The 21,549-nt window shown below is 66.2% G+C and carries 17 protein-coding genes and 3 pseudogenes; 9 read left to right on the top strand and 11 right to left on the bottom strand.

The genetic code is table 11. From position 1 onward, the window contains the following. The first annotated feature begins 322 nt into the window (after positions 1-322). Positions 323-586, top strand: coding sequence for a type IV secretory system conjugative DNA transfer family protein (locus tag ACCD06_RS28605; RefSeq protein WP_413345304.1), 264 nt, complete (start codon positions 323-325; stop codon positions 584-586). 367 nt (positions 587-953) lie between these two features. Here ACCD06_RS28605 and ACCD06_RS28600 read toward each other — a convergent pair whose 3' ends face one another. The 3 genes from ACCD06_RS28600 to ACCD06_RS28590 all read right to left on the bottom strand — a co-directional run bounded on the left by ACCD06_RS28600 (position 954) and on the right by ACCD06_RS28590 (position 3,565). Then, the gene (locus ACCD06_RS28600; RefSeq protein ID WP_413345302.1) at positions 954-1,541 is read right to left on the bottom strand and encodes a class I SAM-dependent methyltransferase; all 588 of its coding nucleotides are present in this window, start codon (positions 1,539-1,541) and stop codon (positions 954-956) included. A gap of 43 nt (positions 1,542-1,584) precedes the next feature. Beyond that, the gene (locus tag ACCD06_RS28595) at positions 1,585-3,021 is read right to left on the bottom strand and encodes a tetratricopeptide repeat protein (RefSeq protein ID WP_413345300.1); all 1,437 of its coding nucleotides are present in this window, start codon (positions 3,019-3,021) and stop codon (positions 1,585-1,587) included. A 127-nt stretch (positions 3,022-3,148) separates the two neighbouring features. Continuing rightward, entirely contained in the window at positions 3,149-3,565 is a 417-nt protein-coding gene (locus tag ACCD06_RS28590; protein WP_413345298.1) for a hypothetical protein, read from the bottom strand. A gap of 1,009 nt (positions 3,566-4,574) precedes the next feature. Between ACCD06_RS28590 and ACCD06_RS28585 the strand changes: the two are divergent. Beyond that, positions 4,575-5,048, top strand: a pseudogene (locus ACCD06_RS28585) (substrate binding domain-containing protein); the annotation flags it as partial. 136 nt (positions 5,049-5,184) lie between these two features. On the opposite strand, the gene ACCD06_RS28580 reads toward ACCD06_RS28585, so the two are convergent. The 3 genes from ACCD06_RS28580 to ACCD06_RS28570 form a co-directional block, all read right to left on the bottom strand. Continuing rightward, positions 5,185-5,862 carry an AAA family ATPase gene (locus ACCD06_RS28580; RefSeq protein ID WP_413345296.1) on the bottom strand — a complete coding sequence of 226 codons (678 nt, stop codon included), beginning with the start codon at positions 5,860-5,862 and terminating at the stop codon, positions 5,185-5,187. Between the two features lie 173 nt (positions 5,863-6,035). Beyond that, positions 6,036-7,439 (bottom strand): tetratricopeptide repeat protein, encoded by a 1,404-nt coding sequence (locus tag ACCD06_RS28575; RefSeq protein WP_413345294.1) that lies wholly within the window; start codon positions 7,437-7,439, stop codon positions 6,036-6,038. A gap of 779 nt (positions 7,440-8,218) precedes the next feature. Continuing rightward, positions 8,219-9,784: a tetratricopeptide repeat protein gene (locus ACCD06_RS28570; protein ID WP_413345292.1), complete on the bottom strand. Its 1,566-nt coding sequence runs from the start codon at positions 9,782-9,784 to the stop codon at positions 8,219-8,221. Between the two features lie 230 nt (positions 9,785-10,014). Here ACCD06_RS28570 and ACCD06_RS28565 point away from each other — a divergent pair, with 230 nt between their 5' ends. Beyond that, entirely contained in the window at positions 10,015-11,199 is a 1,185-nt protein-coding gene (locus ACCD06_RS28565) for a glycosyltransferase family 4 protein (RefSeq protein WP_413345290.1), read from the top strand. Positions 11,200-11,289: 90 nt separating this feature from the next. On the opposite strand, the pseudogene tnpA reads toward ACCD06_RS28565, so the two are convergent. Continuing rightward, a pseudogene (gene tnpA / locus ACCD06_RS28560) lies at positions 11,290-11,704 on the bottom strand (IS200/IS605 family transposase). A gap of 11 nt (positions 11,705-11,715) precedes the next feature. On the opposite strand from tnpA, the pseudogene ACCD06_RS28555 reads away from it, so the two are divergent. The 5 genes and pseudogenes from ACCD06_RS28555 to ACCD06_RS28535 all read left to right on the top strand — a co-directional run. Then, positions 11,716-12,495, top strand: a pseudogene (locus tag ACCD06_RS28555) (RNA-guided endonuclease InsQ/TnpB family protein); the annotation flags it as partial. 40 nt (positions 12,496-12,535) lie between these two features. Continuing rightward, entirely contained in the window at positions 12,536-12,808 is a 273-nt protein-coding gene (locus ACCD06_RS28550; protein ID WP_413345325.1) for a zinc ribbon domain-containing protein, read from the top strand. A 79-nt stretch (positions 12,809-12,887) separates the two neighbouring features. Beyond that, the gene (locus ACCD06_RS28545; RefSeq protein WP_413345288.1) at positions 12,888-13,772 is read left to right on the top strand and encodes a class I SAM-dependent methyltransferase; all 885 of its coding nucleotides are present in this window, start codon (positions 12,888-12,890) and stop codon (positions 13,770-13,772) included. Then, positions 13,769-14,551: a class I SAM-dependent methyltransferase gene (locus ACCD06_RS28540; protein ID WP_413345286.1), complete on the top strand. Its 783-nt coding sequence runs from the start codon at positions 13,769-13,771 to the stop codon at positions 14,549-14,551. The genes ACCD06_RS28545 and ACCD06_RS28540 overlap by 4 nt, the downstream gene beginning before the upstream one ends. 76 nt (positions 14,552-14,627) lie before the next feature. After that, a complete protein-coding gene (locus ACCD06_RS28535) occupies positions 14,628-15,623 on the top strand; it encodes a lysylphosphatidylglycerol synthase transmembrane domain-containing protein (protein ID WP_413345284.1) in 996 nt (331 codons plus the stop codon). A 623-nt stretch (positions 15,624-16,246) separates the two neighbouring features. Here ACCD06_RS28535 and ACCD06_RS28530 read toward each other — a convergent pair. The 4 genes from ACCD06_RS28530 to ACCD06_RS28515 form a co-directional block, all read right to left on the bottom strand. Continuing rightward, positions 16,247-17,515 (bottom strand): DegT/DnrJ/EryC1/StrS family aminotransferase, encoded by a 1,269-nt coding sequence (locus tag ACCD06_RS28530; RefSeq protein WP_413345282.1) that lies wholly within the window; start codon positions 17,513-17,515, stop codon positions 16,247-16,249. Next, on the bottom strand, positions 17,512-18,459 hold the full coding sequence (locus ACCD06_RS28525) for a GDP-L-fucose synthase family protein (protein WP_413345280.1): 948 nt from the start codon (positions 18,457-18,459) through the stop codon (positions 17,512-17,514). Before ACCD06_RS28525 ends, ACCD06_RS28530 begins: the two co-directional genes overlap by 4 nt. Before the next feature lie 70 nt (positions 18,460-18,529). Further along, on the bottom strand, positions 18,530-19,360 hold the full coding sequence (locus tag ACCD06_RS28520) for an alpha-1,2-fucosyltransferase (RefSeq protein WP_413345278.1): 831 nt from the start codon (positions 19,358-19,360) through the stop codon (positions 18,530-18,532). A 52-nt stretch (positions 19,361-19,412) separates the two neighbouring features. After that, positions 19,413-20,195 carry a glycosyltransferase gene (locus ACCD06_RS28515; RefSeq protein WP_413345276.1) on the bottom strand — a complete coding sequence of 261 codons (783 nt, stop codon included), beginning with the start codon at positions 20,193-20,195 and terminating at the stop codon, positions 19,413-19,415. A 286-nt stretch (positions 20,196-20,481) separates the two neighbouring features. Between ACCD06_RS28515 and ACCD06_RS28510 the strand changes: the two genes are divergently transcribed. Beyond that, complete coding sequence (locus tag ACCD06_RS28510) at positions 20,482-21,504, top strand: glycosyltransferase family 2 protein (RefSeq protein WP_413345274.1); 1,023 nt, start codon at positions 20,482-20,484, stop codon at positions 21,502-21,504. The last annotated feature ends 45 nt before the right edge of the window (positions 21,505-21,549 follow it).

Here is a 21,549-nt window from a genome sequence, read left to right as displayed (position 1 = left end):
GGCATCAGGCCGGATTCATCGGCGCGGTCGGGTCGATCGGCGGAGCCTCGGGGGCGGCCGGAGCCTCGGGCACCGGCTCGTCGGGCTGCTCCTCTGGTTGGCGACCAAGGCAGGTTCCGTCGGGACGGGCGAACGGAGACAAAGTCGGTTCTGACGGGCGGCGGGGTCTCCCCGTCTGGTCGTCTTTGCGCCGGAACGCCATGGGATCGCCTGCGTCGTCGAAGGATGGTGGTGTTCTGGACCCGGAGCCAGGCTCTCAGCGGAAGCTGATCAAGCTGACGGCTCACCAAGCCCATGGAAAGCCAACGCTTCGGGAGGGGAGATGATCCGGGCCGGCCGTACCCCGCTGCTGGGAACGATGCCGGTGTTGGCCAATGCCTTCGCCTATGTCGCCGGCTACAACATGAGCCTCATGCTGATCCTGCAGAGCAAGGCGCAGCTGCGCGACCGCGACCAGCCGCGACGTCGTCCGGTCCAGCGGAGAGGGGGGGCGGCACGGGCCTGCACCGCAGGACGCTGGCTCCCCCGGAGTGAGCTGAAGTGGCTTTGCTGGAGGCCCCATTCCTTGAGGATGGGGCCATTATGACCAAGCAGGTATCACCTGAATATGCTCCGGAACTCCGCGAATGTCCGGTGCGCATGGTGTTCGACCATGAAGGCGAGCACGCCTCGTGGGGGGGCAGCGTCGTCAATTCGTACGATACGCCTTGGCCGAGACGATCAACGGCCTCTACAAGACTGAGGTGATCCAGCGCCGAGCCCGAGGCGCACTACTATGCTCAAGCCAAGGACAGCGCCATGGCGGCATGACTCAATCAATCCGGCCTCTGGATTGCTCGCTGCGGTTCAGAAAAGGCTGGCTTTGGGGGACAAGAGATCATGCACAGCCGATGGAAGGGGATGAGCGATGACGCCATTCCAGCGTGGCGCACGCATGGCTCTCCCCAGGTCGTTCAAGACCCATGCGGCTTGACCGCCTTCAAGATGACCGTGAATTCCATGACGACATTGTTCATATCTTCCATCTTGTCCCTGATCTCCGTCTGGGAGAGCTCCCCGTTCCGGACGCGCTCCGCCCATTTCGGCGCCAGAACTTGTTGAATGCCTTCCACGTCGAAATCAATGCCGAGGTAAAGGCCGAGCGGCGTGGCGGGAGAGCCGACCGCCTGCCATTCCCTGTTGCGCTTCTGGCTGAAATGCTCAAAGCTGCGGGGATGGATCGCCCGTACATGGGTTGGATCAATCAGGAAATAATCGTGGCGCGGGTGAGGTAGTCTGATCTCAATCCGGGCACCATCACAGCAGACACGCCAAATCTCCTTGATGATGGCGAGATAGTTTTTTGGTGACGTGCCGACATGCTCAAGCACATGCGACAGCAAAACTTCGTCAGCGCTGTCGTCTGGCCACGGCCACGGTATTTCTTCGATGTCCAGGATCTGGTCAGGGTCGCAGGTGGCGAACTGGTCAACATTGATCCAGCCGGGTTTTTTGTCGAACCCGCATCCGATGTTCAGCTTCAGCCGTGGCGCTTGCGTCATTCGATCCTCGCATCAGGGGGCTTTGGCCAAACACCGACAGTGGTCAGGTCCTAAGCGCCACCACTTGGCGCAGGGCCTGTTCGGCGGCGCCGAACACGCTGTCCCAATCGCCAGGCGTGGTCTGGCGGAACAGGCGCATCGACGGATACCAGGGGGTGGTGTCGCCCTTATCGCCATAGACCCAGTAGGGCATGAATTGCAGCAGGTTCCACACCGGGCGGCCGAGCGAGCCGGCCAGATGCGCCACCGAGCTGTCGGTCATGATCACCAGATCGAGCCGTTCCAGCACCGCCGCGGTGTCGGCGAAGTCGTTGAAATGCGGTCCCAGCGGCGTGATCAGGGTCGAGGTGCCGAGCGTCGCCAGCTCCGCCTCCGGCGGTCCCTTCTGGATGCTGTAGAGCCGCACCTTCGGCACATTGAGAAAGCGCAGGAAGCGGCTGAGCGTGGTGGCGCGGCGCGCATTGTCCTTGAAGGTGACACGGCCGGACCAGATGATGCCGACCTTGACCGTGCCGTCATTGCCGGGCACCAGCCGGGCGGCCTTCTCGCGGGCTTCGGCCGGAACGGTCAGGCGGGTGGGCGGCGGCACCGTCTCGATGGTCGTGCCCAGCCGGTGCGGCAGGCTCATCAGCGGGCAATGGACGTCGTAGGCCGGGTAGGCGGTGCCGGCGCGCACGAAAGCGTCGATGCCCTCCAGACCGGACAGCAGCCGCTGCAGCTCCGGATGGCATTCCAGCAGGACCCGGCCGCCGCGCGCCTTGACCATCGGCACATAGCGCGCGGTCAGCAGCACGTCGCCGAAGCCCTGTTCGGTGGTCAGCAGGATGGTCTTGCCGTCGAGCGCCCTGCCGTCCCACATCGGCCCGTCCGCGATGCGGTTCTGATAGCCGGGCAGCGACAGGCGGGAGTCGTAATCGCGGAAACCTTCGGCATAGCGGCCGACCTGCAGCAGCGTCAGGGCGCGGTCCCACAGCAGCGACGGATCGGTGGGTTTGGCGCGCAGGGCGACGTCCAGGATCTCCAGCGCGCGATCGAACCGGCAGCCATGGCGCAGCGCCACCACCAGATTGGACAGCAGGTTGGCGCTGCCGCCCGACAGCACCACCGCATGCTCCTGCGCGGCGATGGCCTCGTCATAGCGCTCCACGTCGCCCAGCACGTTGCCGAGATTTGTCCAGGCGCCGACATGGCGCTGGTCGATCTCCAGCGCGCGCCGCTGGCAGGCGATCGCCGCCTCCGGCTTGCCGGCCTGCCGCAGCAGGGCGCCCAGCGCGCTCCACACGTTGGGGTCGTTGGGCTGCTGCTCCAGCATCCGTTCCAGCATGTCGATGCTGAGGCCGCGGGAACCGGACTGGGCCGGCGTGGGGGGCGGGGCCGCGGTCGGAACTGGTACGGGCGACACCGGACGGGGCGAGGCCTGAAGGGGCAAGGCTGCCGAGGAGGACGGCGCCGGGGTCGCCTGGGTGATGTTTGCCTTCATCTCTCGTCGTCGCTGGTGGTCTGCAATCGGATTGGAGCAGGGGCAGAGCGCGGGTAGGGCATAGACGGCTCCTTAAGGAGAGTCAAACCGTCCCTTCGGCCGCACTTGTGCGCTTCCCGGGGCGGGCTCAGCGCCGCCGCAGGTCCTGCAGGTCGATGTCGTCGATCCGGAAGCCGGCCTGCCGCAGGGCCTTCAGCACGATCACCTTCTGGGCGGTGCCTTCGCGTGCGGCGGCCTGCCGCAGCTCCTCCACCAGATAGTCCGGCAGCATCGCCTGCCACGGCCGGGTCGGCGCCGGCCGGACGATGGTGGGGGCTGGCGCCGGCTGGGGCTGGGGCTGCGGAGTGGGGGCCTGCGGATGAGAGGGGGCGAGTGCCGCGGACGGCTCCGTCTCGGTCGGCAGGAAACCCTTGCTCAACCCGTATTGGCGGATCGGGTCGACGTCGCCCGCCCCCAGCCCGCCGATCCCGATCCCGCCCAGCGGAGGACGGGCCGGCTTGGCCGCAGGCTTCAGGGGGGGCTTGGCGGGGCTTTCGGTCGACATGGGCACTCCGGTCAGGGCGGCACCGGCTTGGGCCGGCTGGGTAAGCCATGAAGCAATATCATGACTTGCTGTCCTGTCTTTGCGACATGTGGCGGGTGCGATGCGTGCCATGACGGAAAGCCGGCCGGCGTGGCGCGGGAAACACAGGGGGGGGGGGGGGTTATGAATAATGTCATAAAAATAAGGCATGAAATCGGGAAATGAAAAATGGCATAGGCTTGCGCCGCCTTCTGCGGACGGCGGGGCCACCATTCGGTGCGGCGATGGAGTTGACCCCACCCCTCTCATGCGGAGCGGAAGCGTGGCCGGTGCCGGATCGGAGCGAGAATGGGGGCATGAAACAATGGCATGAAGAAAATTCATGAAAATATAGGAAGCGGCTTCATCAAGGTCGGGGCCGGTGCATTCCAAGGTGCTTCCTTGGTCGCCCACTGTTAGGGCGCCATTGTTGCCTTGGCTCCCGTTCCGAAAGAGATGGTCGTCACATCGGAGCCTCTCCCCGACCAAGAAGCGGGAAGCTCCGCAAATCATGAAATGATAATGCGCACTGTTCCGGTGCCGCCTCCGGGCATTTGGCCTTAGTGCGTCAAGCGATGACGGGCATCGGCGGAAGACGTTGATCTTGTTGCGATGTCATGCTGTGATGATTTTTTATCCTGCTATATTTGCATGATTATATGTCATGACATAAGGCTTTGGTGCAAATCGCCTGCAGCCCCTCCCCGTCCGAGCGCCGGGCTACTGGTGGCCCGGTGGCCCGGCGCTCGGGCGGACAGTCGGGTTCTGCAAAAGATGTTGGCAGGCGGCGGAACATGGATGTCACGCAGTGGGCCAGTGACCTGAATCAGGCGTCGGTCGACCGGGGGTCGGTTGGAGGGCCTCACCCGCCTTTTCAACGCCGCCGGGGGCGGGCGTGCCGGTCGGCAAGGTGGCGCACCCTCACCCCGGATCCTCCACGTCACAGCGACCTTGGCGTTGCTGCTGAATGCGGTAAGGGGTTTCGCCTGGACCGCTTGCCGACAGTTCCATGAGGTTACGGACTCTCGGTACGAGCAGGCGCATCCTCGTCGGCTCGCCCGACTATCTGGTGCGGCATGGACGACCGGCGACACCCAGGGATCTGGCCGGCCTCGAAGGCATCAGGATGTCGAACGTCGTCGGAAGCGACGTGCTCACGCTGGAGGGGCCGGACGGCGAAGCCCATCTCGTCCCTTTTGGTGGAAGGCTTCGGGTCGATCACGGGCTTGCCGCGCGGGAGGCCTATCTTGCCGGCCGCGGCATCGGCCCGACGCACCTTTGGCTGGTCGACGACCTGCTTTCCGAAGGGCGGCTCGAACCGATCCTGCCGGACTATGCGCCGCCGCCTATGCCTCTCAACATGCTCATCGTGCCGGAACGGGCGGACATTGCCCGGGTCAGGCTGCTGGTGGAGTTCCTGGCCGGGGAAGTGCTGAATATTCCCGGTATCGATCCCCCGACGTAACGGGGCGTCCGCCGCATCCCATCGGCGCCAATCGGCAGCTCAGAAATTTAAAGATCATTTCATGAAATCATAATGTGATGACATCACCTGACGTCATTCACCTCCATGACGTTCGGAGGGAGCGTCCCTGTCCGCCTCACCCCCGCGGGATCAGCGGGTTGGCCGGGGAGCTTTCCAGGAAGGCGACGAACTCGTCGGTCAGGGCGCGGACGTTCAGGTCGGCGTTGCTGTCCGGGTTGACCTCGCCCGGGCCGTGGCCGGTGTAGGTCATCTCCTTCAGGAGCGAGCGCTCGATCAGTTCGGTGCGGAAGGCGGGGACGCCATGTTCGTCCAGCAGGCCGCGGGCATGGCGGTCGACGCGGGATTCGATGGCGGCCTGGGTGCGGACGATCACCACGCTGGAGGCCGGGGTGTGTTTCAGCACGCCGACGGAATCCGCCACCACCTTGAAGGTGCGCACCGTCTCCTTCACGTCCATGAAGGACTGCTGGGTCGGGATCAGCACCCCGTCGCTGACCGAGAAGGCATAGAGCATGGTCAGGTTGCCGAAGCCGGCAAGGTCGATCAGCGTGTAGTCGAAGCTCGGGGCATTCTCCTGCACCGTCTGGCGGACGTTCGATTCCGTGATCTCTTCCAGCACCCGCACGCCGGCATCGTTGCGCCGCCGCGCCCATTCGGCCAGATGCCGGTTGGGATCGCAGTCGAGCAGAAGCACACTCGCCTCGCGCCGGCGCAGTTCGGAGGTGAGCGCCATGACCAGACTGGTCTTGCCGACGCCGCCCTTGGTGGAGGCGAAACTGATGATCCGAGCCATGCGGTGGTTCCCGGTAACAGAGGATGGAAAGCGGGCTGACCCGAGCGGGAGCTTCGCGGATTTACACGCAAGATCAGGAAAGATGGAAGTGGTTTCACGTCATGAAGAAGAAGCATGAAATCATGAGTTATGATTTCATGACCTATTTTTCTTCCTGCCCGCCGTGCCCGGCCTCAGCCCGGCTTCATACCCGTTGTGATCTGGGCGGTGGTGCCGGCGCGGCGCTTCAGCCGGTGCACCGCGTGCTGGCCGCCGCCGGTGGCGCGGACCGAATAGAAATAGGCGCTGTCGTCGGTCCAGTACTGACCCTCGCCGTCCACCATCACCGTGCTGCTGTGGATGTCGGCCGGATAGACGGTCAGGCGCGGTGCGGCCTCCGCCGTGAAGCCGGCCAGATGCACGGCGGCGAGTGCGGCCTGGTCGAGGAACCAGACCGGCAGGCCACGGTCCAGGAAATGGCGGATGTAGCGCCGTGTCTGGTCGAGGAAGTGCCAAGCCCCCGTGGTCGGCCGGATGTGCAGCACGTCGGCATAGAGCAGGCTCCAGATGTCCAGCCGCTTCAGCGCATGGCTCATCATGCCCAGATCCGAGTGGGCGGAGGTCGCCAGCAGCGGGTTCAGGTCGCGGATGGCCAGCAGATCGACGTCCAGCATCAGCACCGGCCGCTGCCAGCGGATCAGCAGGTCGGGCAGCACCAGGAAGCGGCTGCAGGCGTAATAGGTCTTGGCATTGTCGCTCAGCGGCGACAGGTCGATGGTCTCGCGCAGGATGATGAAGCGGTCGGCGCCGTGGGTGGCGGTCAGGGCTGCCACCGTCGCCTCGGCCTCCGCATCGGGATTGACCAGATGCAGGGCGATGGCGCAGTCGAGCCCGCTGTCCTCGGCGATGGAGCGCACCATGGTCGGCAGGAACTTGCGCGCATAGACCGCGTCGCAGCAGGCATAGACCACCAGCGGCCGGGCGCCGGCCCCGGCGCCCTCTTGGATGGTGGCGCGGATGCCGGCGGGCGGCGGTCCTTCGCGCAGGGCCTGCAGGAAGGCCGGATTGGTGCGGGTGACGGCGTCGCGCCCGCCATGGCGCTCGGCCGCCTGAAGGAACAGGGCGTCGGCTTCCTCCAGCCGGTGCTGTTCGGCGCACAGGCAGGCCAGCCGGCTCAGCGTGAAGGACACCTCCGGATAAAGCTCCAGCGCCCGGCGATAGGCCCGCTCCGCCCGCAGCGCCTGCCCGTCGCGGCGCAACGCGTTGCCCAGAGCCACCAGTCCGACACAGTCCTCGCGCCCCTGGAAGCGGGCGACATCGCCGGCATCGCCGAGATGGGTCAGCAGTTGCCACAGGTTGGACCGGCGGGTCGGATCGGCAGGTGTCAGTCTCCACGCGGCGAGCGCATGGTCGGCCGCCGCCGCCATGTCCTGGTCCACCAGAATCCTGGCGAGCGCGTCATGCGCCGCCGGCGCTTGCCGACTTGTGCCGTGGTGCTCCAGCAGCCGGTGGCAGGCTGCTGCTGCGGCTGCGCGGTTTCCCGCCCGTTCAGCGTCGATAGCTATTTGGAGAGTGGCGTCGAGGTCAAAAGGAGACATGGCCGAGCTGGCTGGCGAGGGAGGGGAGCGCCGCTTCATCCCATGATCTCCCCACCCGTGGCAAGCGGCCCCGATCCTCTTTCTGTGTTCCGGGGCTCGGCGGCGTCGGGGAGGCCGCCGGTGCCCGCACCGGAGAGCCTCCTTCCGTCTCCCGAGTCGCAGTTGGTTCTCCCGTGGGATCGCTATGGTCGGCTTGGACGGCGGCTGAAGGCGCGGCAAAGGTGCCGTCTTGCAGTGCCCGCATGGCGGGCGAAGCGGAAACATGACCGTTCCAAAAGAACGGGCTTGAACAAAAGGGTAAATACCATCAACTGTTGATATGGACCCGGGAAAGGGTTCCAGCCGAAACTGTGCCGCGCCGGTCTGTCCGGCGCGGCACTTTTATACTCCGCCGTCCAATGGAGGCCGGGTGTCAACCCCTCTCCCCCCACGGTAAGGAGGAGAGGCCGGTGGCGACCAGTGTGGGTGTCCGATACGCCCGTGAGCATCGCCGACGGTCTCAAGACCGCCTCTGACGTTCATCTCTCCGGTGACCTGGAGTGGGCGAGCGGGGTTATCGTGTCCTTCTCCGGGTCAGCCCGGGGCAGCAATCGTCTTCGCGATTGAGGCGACCGTAGCCGGCGAGGACGCGCGGCTGGCCCCCATAATCGACGCCATGGCACCTGACGGTTTCCGGGGCTGGCACATCGTCGATCCCGTTTATCGTCCCGGTGACGAGCGGATGTGGCATGGATCTGGAACTGGCCTACCACGACGGCCCCCACGCCGCGCTCTGATCCTTATCCGGCGGCATGGCTGCGGAGCGCGTGTTCCAGCCGGTCGATGGCGTCGTTCCAGGAGCCGGGGCGGTCCTGGCGGAAGAGGCGCATGGTCGGATACCAGGGGCTGTCGTCGCGGTCGAGCATCCAGCGCCAGTCGGGGGCGAAGGGAACCATCACCCAGACCGGGACGCCGAGGGCGCCAGCGAGATGGGCGACGGAGGTGTCGACGCAGACGACGAGGTCGAGCCCGGCCATGATGGCGGCGGTGTCGGCGAAGTCGTGGATGTCGGGCGACAGGTTCAGCAGGGGGAAGCCGCCGGGCGGGTTGGCCGCCTGTCCTTCCGTCGGCCCCTTCTGGATGGAGACGAGGCTGACGCCGGGAATGGCTGCCAGCCTTGCGAAGGGGGCGAGGCCAATGGAGCGGTTCTTGTCGTTGCCGTGGATCGGCGATCCCGCCCAGACGATGCCGACCTTCAGACCGCTCAAGCCTGCCAGCCGCTCGCCCCAGCGCGCCGCCAGATCGGGCTCCACCGACAGGTAGGGAACGCGGGACGGCACGGTTTCCAGTCGGGTGCCGAACAGCGCCGGCAGGCTCAGCACCGGGATCTGGACGTCGAAATCGGGCAGCGGCCCGCCGGTTTCCACCGCGATAGTGCCGGGCAGGCTGCGCAGCACCGGTAGCAAGACCTTCTGGCATTCCAGATAGACCGGTTGCCCGCCGGTCCCGGCCGCTTGAGCCAGCAGCGGCAGATAGCGCACGAATTGCAGCACGTCGCCGAAGCCCTGCTCCCAATAGACCAGCAGCCGCCGGCCCTTCAGCGGCGAGCCGTCCCAGCGCGGCTGGACGAAGCTGCGCTGCGGCGAGGGCAGGCGGCCATGCTTCCAGCGCCATTCATAGCCCTGCCAGCCCCGGACGAAATCGCCCAGCAGCAGCCGGACCAGGGATTCGTTCCAGTGAGCGCCGGCGAAGTCCGGGTCCAGCCGGGTCGCCCGCCGGAAGGCCAGCAGCGCTTTCCAGAAGATGCCCTTGTCCTTTACCGTGGACCCCAGATTGCTGTAGGCCCCGGCATGTTGCGGGTTCAGCGCGATGGCGCGGCGGAAGCACGCTGCCGCCTCGTTCGGCCGGTGGGCCATGCGCAGCATGGCGCCGTGGTTGTTGGCGATCTCGGCATCGCCGGGTGCCAGGACTGCCGCGCGGGCGAAAGCGTTGCAGGCCTCGTCGGCGCGCTTCAGCCGCTCCAATTGGAGGCCCAGTTCGTTCAGAATGAACGGCTGATCGGGTTTCAGCCGGACCGAGGCGCGGTAGGCCCGCACCGCTTCCTCCGGCCGGCCGAGCCGGACCAGCAGCGCTCCCAGGTTGGTCCAGCCGTTCAGCGAGTCCGGCGACAGGCTCAGGGCACGGCGGAACAGCGCCACTGCTTCCATGTCGCGACCGGCATCCGCACGCAGCAGACCCAGGTTGTTGGCAGCGGGGGCGAACTGCGGGGCGGCGGCGACGATCTCGCCATACAGCCGGGCGGCCTCCGCGGCTTGGCCGCTCTGCTGGAACCCGAGAGCCGTGGCGAAGGCTTGCTGGATGTTCATGGAAGACTGCATCGCCCCGGTTGAGGAACTGGTTTCGGACAGCATCGGAAACCGGCGCGATCAGTAGCAGAGATGGCCGATGCTGCAAAGGACCGGCACCGGCCGGATGGAGGTGGGGCGGCCAGTGGGATGACGGGTGGGGCCGGCAAGTGGAGTTGGTTGACCGCTTGCATCGCCGCCGTTCACCGCCCATCAATGGCGCTCGTCGAACGGGGAATGTGGCGCGCGGCATGGCACGGCTTCTGCTGATCAATTACGAGTTTCCGCCGCTGGGCGGCGGGGCGGCCAACGCCACCGACAACACCGCGCGCGAACTGGCCGCTTTGGGCGAAGAGGTGCTGGTGCTGACCTCCGCCTTCGGCGACCTGCCGCGGGTGGAGCGCCGGGCCGACGGGGTGGAGATCCGCCGCATCCCCACCCTGCGCCGCCGCCGCGACCGCAGTTCGGTGGTGGAGATGCTGGCCTTCCTCGCCAGTTCGCTGGTGATGGCGCCCTGGGTCGCCGCCCGCTGGCGCCCGGACGCCACCATCGCCTATTTCGGCCTGCCCTGCGGCCCGGCGGCCTGGATGGTGAAGGCGCTGTCGGGCGTGCCCTATGCGGTCAGCCTGCGCGGCGGTGATGTGCCGGGCTTCCAGTATGACGGCATCTCGCTCTATCACCGGCTGGCCGGGCCGGTGATCGGCTGGCTGTGGCGCCGGTCCTCGGCCGTCGTCGCCAACAGCGAGGGGCTGGCCGACCTCGCCCGCCGCTTCGCTCCCGACCAGCCGATCGCCATCATCCCCAACGGCGTCGATGCCGCCCGCTTCTCCCCCGCCGATACGACAAGTTCCGGCGACCGCCTGTCGCTGCTGTTCGTCGGCCGGGTGGTGCGGCAGAAGGGGCTGGACGTGCTGTTCGAGGCGCTCGCCAGCCTGTCGCCGGCTCTGCGCGACCGCATCGACCTCGCCATCGTCGGCGATGGCCCTGCCCGGCCGGAACTGGAGGCGCAGGCCGCCCGGCTCGGGCTGTCGGAGCGCATCGCCTTCCGCGGCTGGCTGGGGCGTGACGAGCTGCCGGCCGCCTACCGCGCCGCCGACGCCTTCGTCTTCCCCTCGCGCGACGAGGGCATGCCCAACGTGGTGCTGGAGGCGATGGCCGCCGGCCTGCCCGTGGTGGCGACCCGCATCGCCGGCAACCGCGATCTGGTGGTGGAGGAGGAGACCGGCCTGATGCTGGATGCCGACGACACCCCGGCGCTCGCCGCCGCCATTGCGCGTCTGGCCGGAGACCCGGCCCTGCGCCGCCGGCTGGGCGAGGGCGGGCGCCGTCGGGTGGTCGAGCATTTCTCCTGGCGCGCCGTCGCCGCCGCCTACCGCGATCTGGCGCTCGCCGGTCGCAAAGCGGCGGGACGGGTTCGGTCGGCGCAGGCGGAGTGAAAGGCGTCGTTTGACCCGGAGTTCACCGCCGCAAGCTCCGGCGTTCAGGCCGGAGATAGGCGCAGATGCGCGTCCGCGCCGACATCAGGTTCAGCCGGGGGTGCGCTGTTGCTCGATGTACTGGCGGATGATGCTGATCGGGGCCCCGCCGCAAGACGAAGCGAAGTAGCTGGGCGACCACAGGACGCCCTTCCAATAGCGGTGAACCAAGGCCGGAGGTTCTGGCGCAGGCGGCGGCTGGACACGCCTTTGAGGCTGTTCACCAGCGTCGAGACCGCCACTTTTGGCGGGTGGTTCACGAGGAGGTGCACATGGTCGTCCTCACCATCCATCTCGATGAGTTCAGCACCGAAGTCGGCGCACACCGACGCAAAAATGGTGCGGGCATCGTCGAGCACGGCTTTGGTGAACACGCGGCGGCGGTACTTGGTTTAAGAAGACCAAGTGAACGTGCATGGCAAAAACACAGGTGGCGACCGCGCCTGACGTCACTTTCATCTGTCATAGGCCAATGTTATGCTGCCGCCCATGATCGACCGCAAGGCCGTCCTGTTCCGCCTCTACCCGACGCCTGAGCAAGCCGCTCAGATGGCACAGATCGCGGGGGCGTGCCGGTTCGTCTACAACCTCGCGCTGGAGCAGCGCCGGGATTGGTATCGCCCCGGCCGGAAGTTCACTTTCGCCAGCCAATGCCGCGAGGTCACTCTGTTGCGGGCCGAGGTGGCGTGGCTGAAGGCGGTACCGGTCCACACTCTGCAACAGGCGTTGCGCGATCTTGAGCGGGCTTATCAGAACTGGTGGGCCGGCCGGGCCAAGGCACCGACCCCGCGCCGGAAGGGGCTGAACGACAGCTTCCGCTTCCCCGATCCCGTTTCGCTGGTGGTCGAGCGCACGGGCGTCTCATCCGGGCGGGTGAAACTGCCGAAGTTGGGATGGGTGCGGCTGCGTGGCTGGACGGCGCTGCCGGGCGCCATCTGCACCATCACGGTGTCCCGCCGGGCCGGGCACTGGTTCGCCGCCGTCCAGTGCGAGCGCGCGGTGGTCGCGCCCGCCCCGTCCATCCTGCCGCCGGTCGGCATTGACCTCGGGGTGGCGGTGTTCGCCGCGCTCAGCGACGGCACCGGCATCGCCCCGGCCAACCACGGCCAAAAGGCGCTGCGGGCGCTCCGCAAAGCTCAGCGGGCCTTGGCGCGGAAGACGCGCGGATCGGCCAACCGGCGCAAGTCGGTGCGCCGGATCGCGCGCATTCAGATGCGGGTGGCGAACGCCCGCAAGGACTTTCTCCACAAGCACAGCACGATCATCTCTCGATCAGGGATGGGGCTTGTTCCGCACCATGCTGGCCTACAAGTTGGCGGATCGCGGCGGCAGGCTGGTCGAGGTGCCTGCCGCCTACACCAGCCAGACCTGCGCCTGTTGCGGCCATGTCGATGCCGCCAACCGGCCAAGCCAAGCCGTCTTCGTGTGCATGCGTTGTGGCCACAGGGCCAACGCCGACACCAACGCGGCGACCAATATTCTACGGCGCGCGGACGGCGCGTTGAAGCCTGTGGAGGGGCACCGCACCAAGCGGCCCGATGAAGCAGGAACCAGCCGGAGGGCCGCATGATGCGGCTCAACGGAACCTCCGCCATTCAGGGCGGAGAGGATGTCAGGTCCTGTTGACATCCGGCGGCTTTCGGGAGCGTATGGCGGCGCGGCAGATCGGGTCGGACAGCAAGGGATCGGACAGCGTGGCGGAACCGGTGAAGACGGCGGAAGGCGGGGGCGGAACCCCGGCCGGGACACCCGCCCTGGCCTTCGATTTCGGCGAGAACTGGGACCATTACTCGCGCACCGTGCTGGACGAGCCGCGGCTGGTGGCGGCTATCGACAGCCTGAAGGGGCTGGTCGGGACCGACCGGCTGAAGGGCGCCAGCTTCTGCGACGTCGGCTCCGGCTCCGGCCTGTTCACCATCGCCGCCGGCAAGCTGGGCGTCGCCCGCGCGCTGGGCTTCGACGTCAACCCCACCGGGGTCGAGGTCGCCCGCCGCAACCTGGGCCGCTTCGCGCCCGAACTGGCCGAGCGCATCGAGTTCCGCCGCGGCTCGGCGCTAGACAGCGGCTTCGTCGGCTCGCTCGGCCGCTTCGACGTGGTCTATGCCTGGGGCTCGCTGCATCACACCGGATCGATGTGGCCGGCGATCGAGACGGTGGCCCCGCTGGTGGCGCCGGGCGGCACCTTCGTGCTGGCGCTCTACAACCGCCACTGGACCTCGCCGATCTGGACCCTGATCAAGATCGTCTACAATCTGTCGCCGGGCTTCCTTCGGAAGGTCTGGGACTGGACGCTGGGCTCGCTGATGTTCCTGGCGACCTGGGCGATCACCGGCTCCAACCCGCTGCGCAAGGAGCGCGGCATGGAGTTCTGGGTGGACGTGACCGACTGGCTCGGCGGCTACCCTTATGAATATGCCAGTGCCGACGAGGTGCGGGCGCGGATGGACGCGCTCGGCTTCGACATGCTGGAGGTCCGTCCGCCGCGCGTGCCGACGGGCTGCAACGAATTCATCCTGCGCCGGAGGCCCGCATGAGCGACGACGCATTCAAGTCCGCCAACACTCCCCTCGCCACCCCCCTTCCCGCCGCGGCGGCCGATCATCCCGGCGGCGTCGATTACGACGACAGCTGGGAGCGGCGCTGGAACGACATGCGCAAATACGGCCCGACCGGCCGGCATCTGCGCCGCATCGTCACCGAGATGGTGCGCCCGCTGAACTACGACAGCTTGGCTGACGTCGGCTGCGGCCAGGGCTCGCTCTTGGCCACGCTGATGCCGCTGAAGCCGCAGGCCAGCTACACCGGCCTCGACTTCGCCGCCAAGGCCATCGACGTCGCCCGCCGCCGCGCGCCGAACGCCGAGTTCGGCCTGCTCGACGTCGCCGCCGGACATCTCGACCGCCGCTTCGACCTGGTGGTCTGCACCGACGTGGTCGAGCATATCGAGGACGACGTCGCGGCGCTGCGCAACCTTGCCGCCATGACCGGCCGCTACCTGCTGGTCTCCACCCTGCAGGGGCGGATGCGCGACTTCGAGCGCACGGTCGGCCATCACCGCAACTATGCCCGCGGCGAGTTGCAGGCCAAGATCAAGTCGGTCGGGCTGGAGATCGAACGGGTGGTGGAATGGGGCTTCCCCTTCTTCTCGCCGCTCTACCGCAACGTCCTGGGCGCCGCCAGCGGCCAGGGCACCGAGGGCGACTACGGCCCTGGCCGCCGCTTTCTTGCAGAGGCGCTGTACCACATCTTCCGCCTGAACTCCTGGTCGCACGGCGACTACATCTACGTGCTGGCCCGCCGGCCGGGATCATGAGGAGCCTCCCTCTCCCGGCATGGGAAGAGGGAGAGACCTCACATCACTTCATGACTTCATGAAAAGGCATCTTTAAATGCGTCCCGGCCTGAAAGCCCTGGTCAGCGCGCTGCTGGTCGCCCTGCTGCTGTGGCGGGTCGATGTGGCGGAGGTCGGGCGGGTGCTGGCCGTGGCGTCGCCGGGGCTGATGGGGCTCGCCGGGCTGCTGTTCTTCCTGATGCATGTGCTGAACGCGCTGAAGCTGCGGGTTCTGCTGCCGGAGCTGCGGGCGGGGCGGCTGCTCGCCTACACGCTGGTGGCGCAGCTCTATGCGCTGGTGCTGCCGGGTCAGCTGGCGGGAGAGGCGGTGAAGGCTTACCGGCTCAGCCGGGATGAAGGGCAGGGGCGCGGGCAGGGGCAGGGAGAAATCGGCGGCGGCCGCATCGTCTCGGCGGTCGCCTTCGACAAGGTGACGGGGATCGTCGGGCTGCTGCTGCTGACCGGCGGCGGGCTGGCGATGCAGTCGGCCCGCTTCGGCGACGGGTTGCTGGTCGGGGTCGGGCTGGTGCTGGCCGGGCTGGTCGCGGCGACCGTGCTGCTGGCCTGGGCGCCGGCCCGCGCCCTTCTGCTGGCCCTGCTCGGCTGGCGTGCCGGACCGAAGCGTGAGGCCCTGCTCCTCGGCCCCCTGCGCCGCTTTCTGGAGGCTTGGCGCGACCAGACGCGCCGGCCGGGGCGGGCCTTGCTGTCGATCGCCGGCGGCATCGCGGTGCAGGTGGCGGCGGTGACCGGCAGTCAGGCGCTGGGGCTGGCGGTCGGCATCGACCAGCCCTTTTCGGTGTGGGGTGCGGTGATCGGGCTGATGTCGGTGATCGTGCTGATGCCGGTCACCGTCGCCGGGATCGGCCTGCGCGAGGCGTCGCTGGTCGGGCTGCTTGATCTGGTCGGCGTGCCCCACGCCCAATCGCTGGCGCTGGGCTTCGGCATCCTCGCCTTCCAGGTGATGGTGGCCCTGCTGGGCGCGGTCATCGATCTGACGGTCCTGCGGGAACGGCGGGCCGGTATGGACGAGGCTGCCGGTCGCTCGCCGGAATGATCGGTCGGGGGACTCCCGTCAGAAGCGGCGCCGGTCGGTCCACCATTTACGGATGGGGATACGATCATGATCCTTGGCCATCATACCGATACATGATGTTGTGATACGTGACCAAAGAGAGGGCCAGGAAGAATAAGCCAAATCTCATTGGACGATGCAGTGAGAATTGCCAACGGCGCCATCGCTACCGGGCGCTATGACGTTGCGGTCGCAATGTGCAAAAGCATCACATCTGCGTATCCCCGGTATGACGAAGCGAGAAGACTATCCAACATCGCTAAAGATAAGCAGGCATCTGCGCGATGCAAAGTCACCGATCAGTTCTTATAGGCATAATAAGCACAGCCAAAATGGAGAAAACGGTATCATTGCCGAAATTCTTCTGAGGTTGTGCTTTATAAACATTTATATGCCGTGGGATCATGATGAGTTGCGGAGGATCGGTGGTTCCCTCTGATCGACCCTGCTGTCCTCTTCGCGGGGGCGCGTTGGATGCCGTGACGTCCCGGCTGGCGGGGGAGGCCCGCCGGCCGGGACGGACATACACCGGGGAAGGCGCTTCCCCGGCGCGATCCTGCCGGTGACCCGGCCCAGGCGGAACCGCGAAGGCCGGCGGCGGACGGTTAGTAGGCTGCCAGGAACTCCTGCAGGCATTCCAGCAGGCGGTCGATGACCTGATCGGTGAACAGCGGCGACAGTCCGATATAAAGGCCGCGATCGTGGATTGCATCGGCGCCGGGAAGGGCGCCGGTCGCCAGATCCGGGAATAGCTTGGCCGCCGGCTGCCGCGCGATGTTGCCGGTCACCACGGGCCGGGTCTCCACGCCCTTGTTCTCCAGGTAGTGCACCAGATCGTCGCGCGTGAAGGGCGCGTCGGCGGCCGTCAGCAGGGGAATGCAGAACCAGGAGGGTTGAGCCAGCGGATGGGCGCGGGGCCGTGACAGATACCGGCTGCGGTCAATGACCTCGAAGATGCGCCGGGCGATCTGTTCCCGCCTCTCGTTGAAACCGGGCAGCTTGCGCAGTTGATGCAGACCGAAGCCGGCCTGCAGCTCGGTCGGGCGCAGGTTGAAGCCCCAGTTCACGAAGGTGTAGCGCGGGTCGAGCGTGGGGTCGGCAGCAGGGGGCATCGGTCGGTTGGCGTTGCGCATCCAGCCATGCGCCCGCATGATCCGCAGGTTCTCGGCCACCTCGGCGCTGGAGCAGGAGATCATCCCGCCTTCCATCGTGCAAATGTGGTGGGAGAAGAAGAAGGAGTAGGCTCCGCCCAGTCCGAAGGTGCCGACCTGCTTGCCGTTCCAGGCCGCGCCCAGCGCTTCGCAGCAATCCTCCAGCAGGACGAGGTCATGCTTGGCGACCAGCGCGCCGATCCGGTCCATCTGGCAGGGGTTGCCCATCAGATGCACCAAGAACAACGCGCGGGTGCGGGGACCGATCTTTGCTTCGAGGTCGTCGAGGTTGATGTTGAAGGTTGTGGGATCGACGTCCACCAGCCGGACCTTCAGCCCGGCCATCAGTGGTGACCAGATGTGAGTCGGCCAGGTCACCGCGGGAACCAGGACCTCGTCCCCCTCTTCCAGAAGCGGGTTGGTCGGGTTGCGCAGCAGGAAGGACAGCAGCAGGTCGGCCGACGAGCCGCTGTTCACCATCACGGCGTCGTTGCAGTCGACATAGCTGGCGAACTGGCGCTCGAACTGAAGCGTCTTCTCCCACATGGTGGTGCGGAAGCTGGTCATCGAATGGACCGCCTCCATGATCTCGTCCACGTCGAAGGTCGCAAGGCTGAGCGGATAGAAATAGCGCCGGGCCTGGGCCTCGTTGCCGCGGTTGCCGACCGCGATCAGGGCATTCAGGACGTCAAGCAGCTTCACTTGCAGATCGGCGGGGGTCATACGGCGCTCCGCGACTTCAGGTTACGATAATCGGCGATGGTCCGTTCAATGCCGTCCTCCAGCGTGACGGACGGCTGGAAGCCCATCTCCCGCATCCGGGACACATCCAGGCATTTCAGCAGCATGCCGTCGGGCTTCTCGGCGTTCCAGGCGATCTCGCCGCCATAGCCGACCTTGGCGGCGATCAGCAGGGCCAGATCGCGGATCGAGATGTCCGTACCGCTGCCGACATTGATGAAGCCGCCGTCGCCGGGCATCTGCTCCGCCAGCATCAGGATGGCATCGGCCAGATCGTCCACATGCAGGAACTCGCGCCGGGCACGACCGGTTCCCCATAGTTCCACCCGCCCGATGCCATCGTCCACCGCATCGGCGAAGCGGCGGACCAGGGCGGACAGCACATGCGAGTTCTGGAGGTCGAAGCTGTCGTTGGTGCCGTAGATGTTGCAGGGCATCAGCGAGAAGCCGTCCATCCCATATTGCCGATGATAGTATTCGACCATCTTCATGCCGGTGATCTTGGCGATCGCATAGCCTTCGTTGGTCGGCTCCAGCGGGCCGGTCAGCAGATACTCCTCCCGCATCGGCTGCGGACAGTTGGTCGGGTAGATGCAAGAGCTGCCGAGGAACACCAGCCGTGCCGTGCCGGACTGGTGGGCTGCGTGGATGACGTTGGTCTGGATCGCCAGATTGTCGTACAGGAACGTCCCCGGCGAGGCGATATTGGCCTGGATGCCGCCGACGCGGGCCGCAGCGAGGATCACCACCTCCGGGCGTTCCCGCCCGAAGAAGGCGTTGGTCGCCGTCTGGTCGCGCAGGTCGACCGCGCTCTTCTCGACGGTGAGGATGTTCGGGTGCCCGAAATCGTGCAGTTTTCGCAGCACGGCGGACCCCACCATGCCGCGATGTCCCGCGACGAAGATTTTTTTGGCCATCAAGTCCATGGCGACGTTCATCCGGAATTGGCGGAAAGGGAGAGCCGATGCCGGCGGAGAACCGCCGAAGCATGCCCGGTCAGTAGCGAACCTGGGTCCAACCAGGCGGGATCAGGTCGCGGGTGTCCAATCCATGGTTCAGCCATCTGGCCGGCGCATAGACCAGCTTGTCCTGAGCGGTGCCGAGCCAGGCGGCCCACCAAGAGAAGCTGCTGTTGGCGATGATGAAGTGTCGGCAGGCGCTCATCAGCCGCAGATCCTCGTAATTGCGCTCGGCACGGTTGTGGCCGACGAAGACGGTCGGCGCGTCTAGTTTCAGGTTGGCCTGAGCCCAGTAGATGTCGTCGGAGAAGACGAACAGCGTCACTGGGCCGACCCGGCTCTGCAGATGACTGAGGGAGCCTTCGTAATACTCGCGCGGGCAGACGCCATGATGCTGCTGCGTTCCCGGGTTGGAGACGTAGTCCGCGCGGCGGACGTGCAGGCAGACCGCGTTGGTTTCGGCAATCATGGACAACACGGTCGCATCCTGCCCTTCGGCGGGCGTCCGGACGCTGAAGTCCGACCGGATGACGTCGGCGATGGGCTCGATATAGCGGAAGCTCTGGAAATAGCCGCGTAGATACATCGGCGGTGGGGTTTCCAGGACATTGCGGTCGAAGCCGTACGGGTTGCCTTCGCGATAGATGCGGCCTGTGGCCAGGATATCGGTCAGATCCTCCGCCGTGGCGAAGTCTTCCTGGATGTTCAGGTTCGAGAGCGCATAGTGATGCAGCCTGTAGCGGACGAAGCCGGCGATGTTGAGCTTTAGCGGCACGTTGTGGCGCAGGGCCGCGGCCCGGCCCGCGGCGTATATAAACATCTGGTTTCCGAGGCCGCCGGTTAGATCCGCAATGATCATCGACTGCATTCTTTCCCGGTGAGTTGATTGGATGGCTTCGGATGGAGGCCGGCCGCCTCGGTCAAGACTGGGGAGCGGGGGGCGGGGCCGGTGGGGACGCGCCGTCCGGAACAAGTCCCAGAATCTCTTCCGGCGTTTCACGGCCTGCAAAGGGGGTGTAGCGGATCAGCGGGATGTCGACGATCATCGATTTGCGCCAGAAATAGACGCATTCCATGTCAAATTCATAGTCCTCGGCGATCCCGAAGGCGAGCTCCCCCCAATCCTTCCAGCGCACCTTCTCCAATACCTCCCTTCGGATCACCGGCTGCCCGGCATGGACGGGGCGCTCGGTGAAGGCGCCGTAGTATGGCTGTGCCTGTGCGCAGTCGCGTAGCAGTCCCTGCGGGAAGCAGCCTGCGGCGATGGCGCTCTGATACCAGACACTGAACTGGAGAGCGCCTTGAACCTGATGAAACTGTGTCCCTGCCAAGCAGTAGGTGTGGTTCAGGTGCATGATGTCGTACTGTTCGAACAGGCGCTTGACGATCTGGATGCGCTGCGGATGCGGGGTGTCGTCGGCATCCTGATAGCAGATCAACTCATGGATCGCCCGTTCCGAGGCGGCCTGACGGTTCGGCCCGTGGAACATGCGCCGGTGATGCTTGAGGATGAGAATTTCGGGGAAGCGGGCGATGCCGATGGTGGCGATTCGCTCCAGCACGGCCCCGTCCGCCATGTGCGCGTTGCTGACCGAAACGATGACTTGGTCAGGCAGTTCAGTGCCGTTCGCATAGGCTTCCAGCAGGTCAGGAACCAGGACCACATCCCGATGGGTGCAGGGGATGACGAGGGAGAGCTTCATTGGATGCGGACCGATTTCCAGTCAGGGCGGATGTTGGGCAGGGCAGCCGGCCGACAAAGGGCCGCCGGTGGGCATCCGCCCAGCTGTCCGGATGTCATCCCACAGTGGCATAGGCCTTTGCAAGGCGCTGCAATAAGAGAGGCGGCATTGCCGATGTCATGACCTTCGATCGGAAGCCCGTACCCAGCCCATAATCCAATTATCCGTTGCGCTTGCCGAATCCAGCGGCCATACCATGGCCCGGCATCGCCTCCGATAGATGACCCGCAGCCTCCGGACCCGTTCGATGACCCTCCTGCTTACCCCCGGATCCGCCGCCATGGACACCGGCACGGTTTCCGTTTCGGTCCTGATCCCGGTTTATAACGAGGAGGACAATATCGCTCCCCTGTGCGGCCGGCTGATCCCGGCGCTCGACGGGCTGGGGCGGAGCTTCGAGGTCATCTTCGTCAATGACGGCTCCACCGACGGGACGGAGGCGGAGCTGCAGCGCGTGGCGTCGGACAGCCGCATCCGCGTCATCAATTTCCGCCGCAACGTCGGCCAGACCGCGGCGATGATGGCCGGCATCGACCATGCCCGCGGCGACGTCATCGTGCCGATGGACGGCGATCTGCAGAACGACCCGCAGGACATCGCCGGCCTCCTCGCCAAGCTGGACGAGGGGTACGACGTGGTGTCGGGCTGGCGTGCCGACCGGCAGGACGGTTTCCTGCTGCGCACGCTGCCGAGCCGGATGGCCAACAAGCTGATCTCCACCATCTCCGGCGTGAAGCTGAACGACTATGGCTGCACGCTGAAGGCCTACCGGCGGCAGATGCTGCAGGGCTACCGGCTCTATGGCGAGATGCACCGCTTCGTGCCGATCTACGCTCGCTGGCAGGGTGCCAAGCTGACCGAGATGCCGGTGCGCCACCACCCGCGCCGCCACGGCCAGTCGAAATACGGGCTGGAGCGGGTGCTGAAGGTCGTGCTCGATCTCGTCGTCGTGAAGTTCCTGACCCAGTACGAGACCAAGCCGATCTACATCTTCGGCTTCGCCGGCCTGATGTTCATGGGGCTGTCGGTGCTGGCCGGCATTTATGCGATCTACCTGAAGCTGGTCGACGGCATCTCCTTCATCCTGACGCCGCTGCCGCTCCTGGTGACGATGGGGCTGGTCACCGGCGTGATGTGCATCCTGATGGGACTGCTGGCCGAGCTGCTGGTCCGCATCTATTTCGAGAGCCAGGGCAAGAGCCACTATTCCATCAAGACCATGCTGAATTTCGACGAGCCGCCGCCGGTGGATCGCAGCATCCGCGACTGACGGTCCCGATCAGAAAAAGACCCCGCAACCTTCCCGGTGCGGGGC

Origin of the sequence: Azospirillum sp. CT11-132, from assembly GCF_047302835.1 — a bacterium.
GTDB lineage: Bacteria > Pseudomonadota > Alphaproteobacteria > Azospirillales > Azospirillaceae > Azospirillum.
The sequence above is the reverse complement of the archived record's forward strand: the minus strand, read 5'-3'. Positions and strand labels throughout refer to the sequence as shown.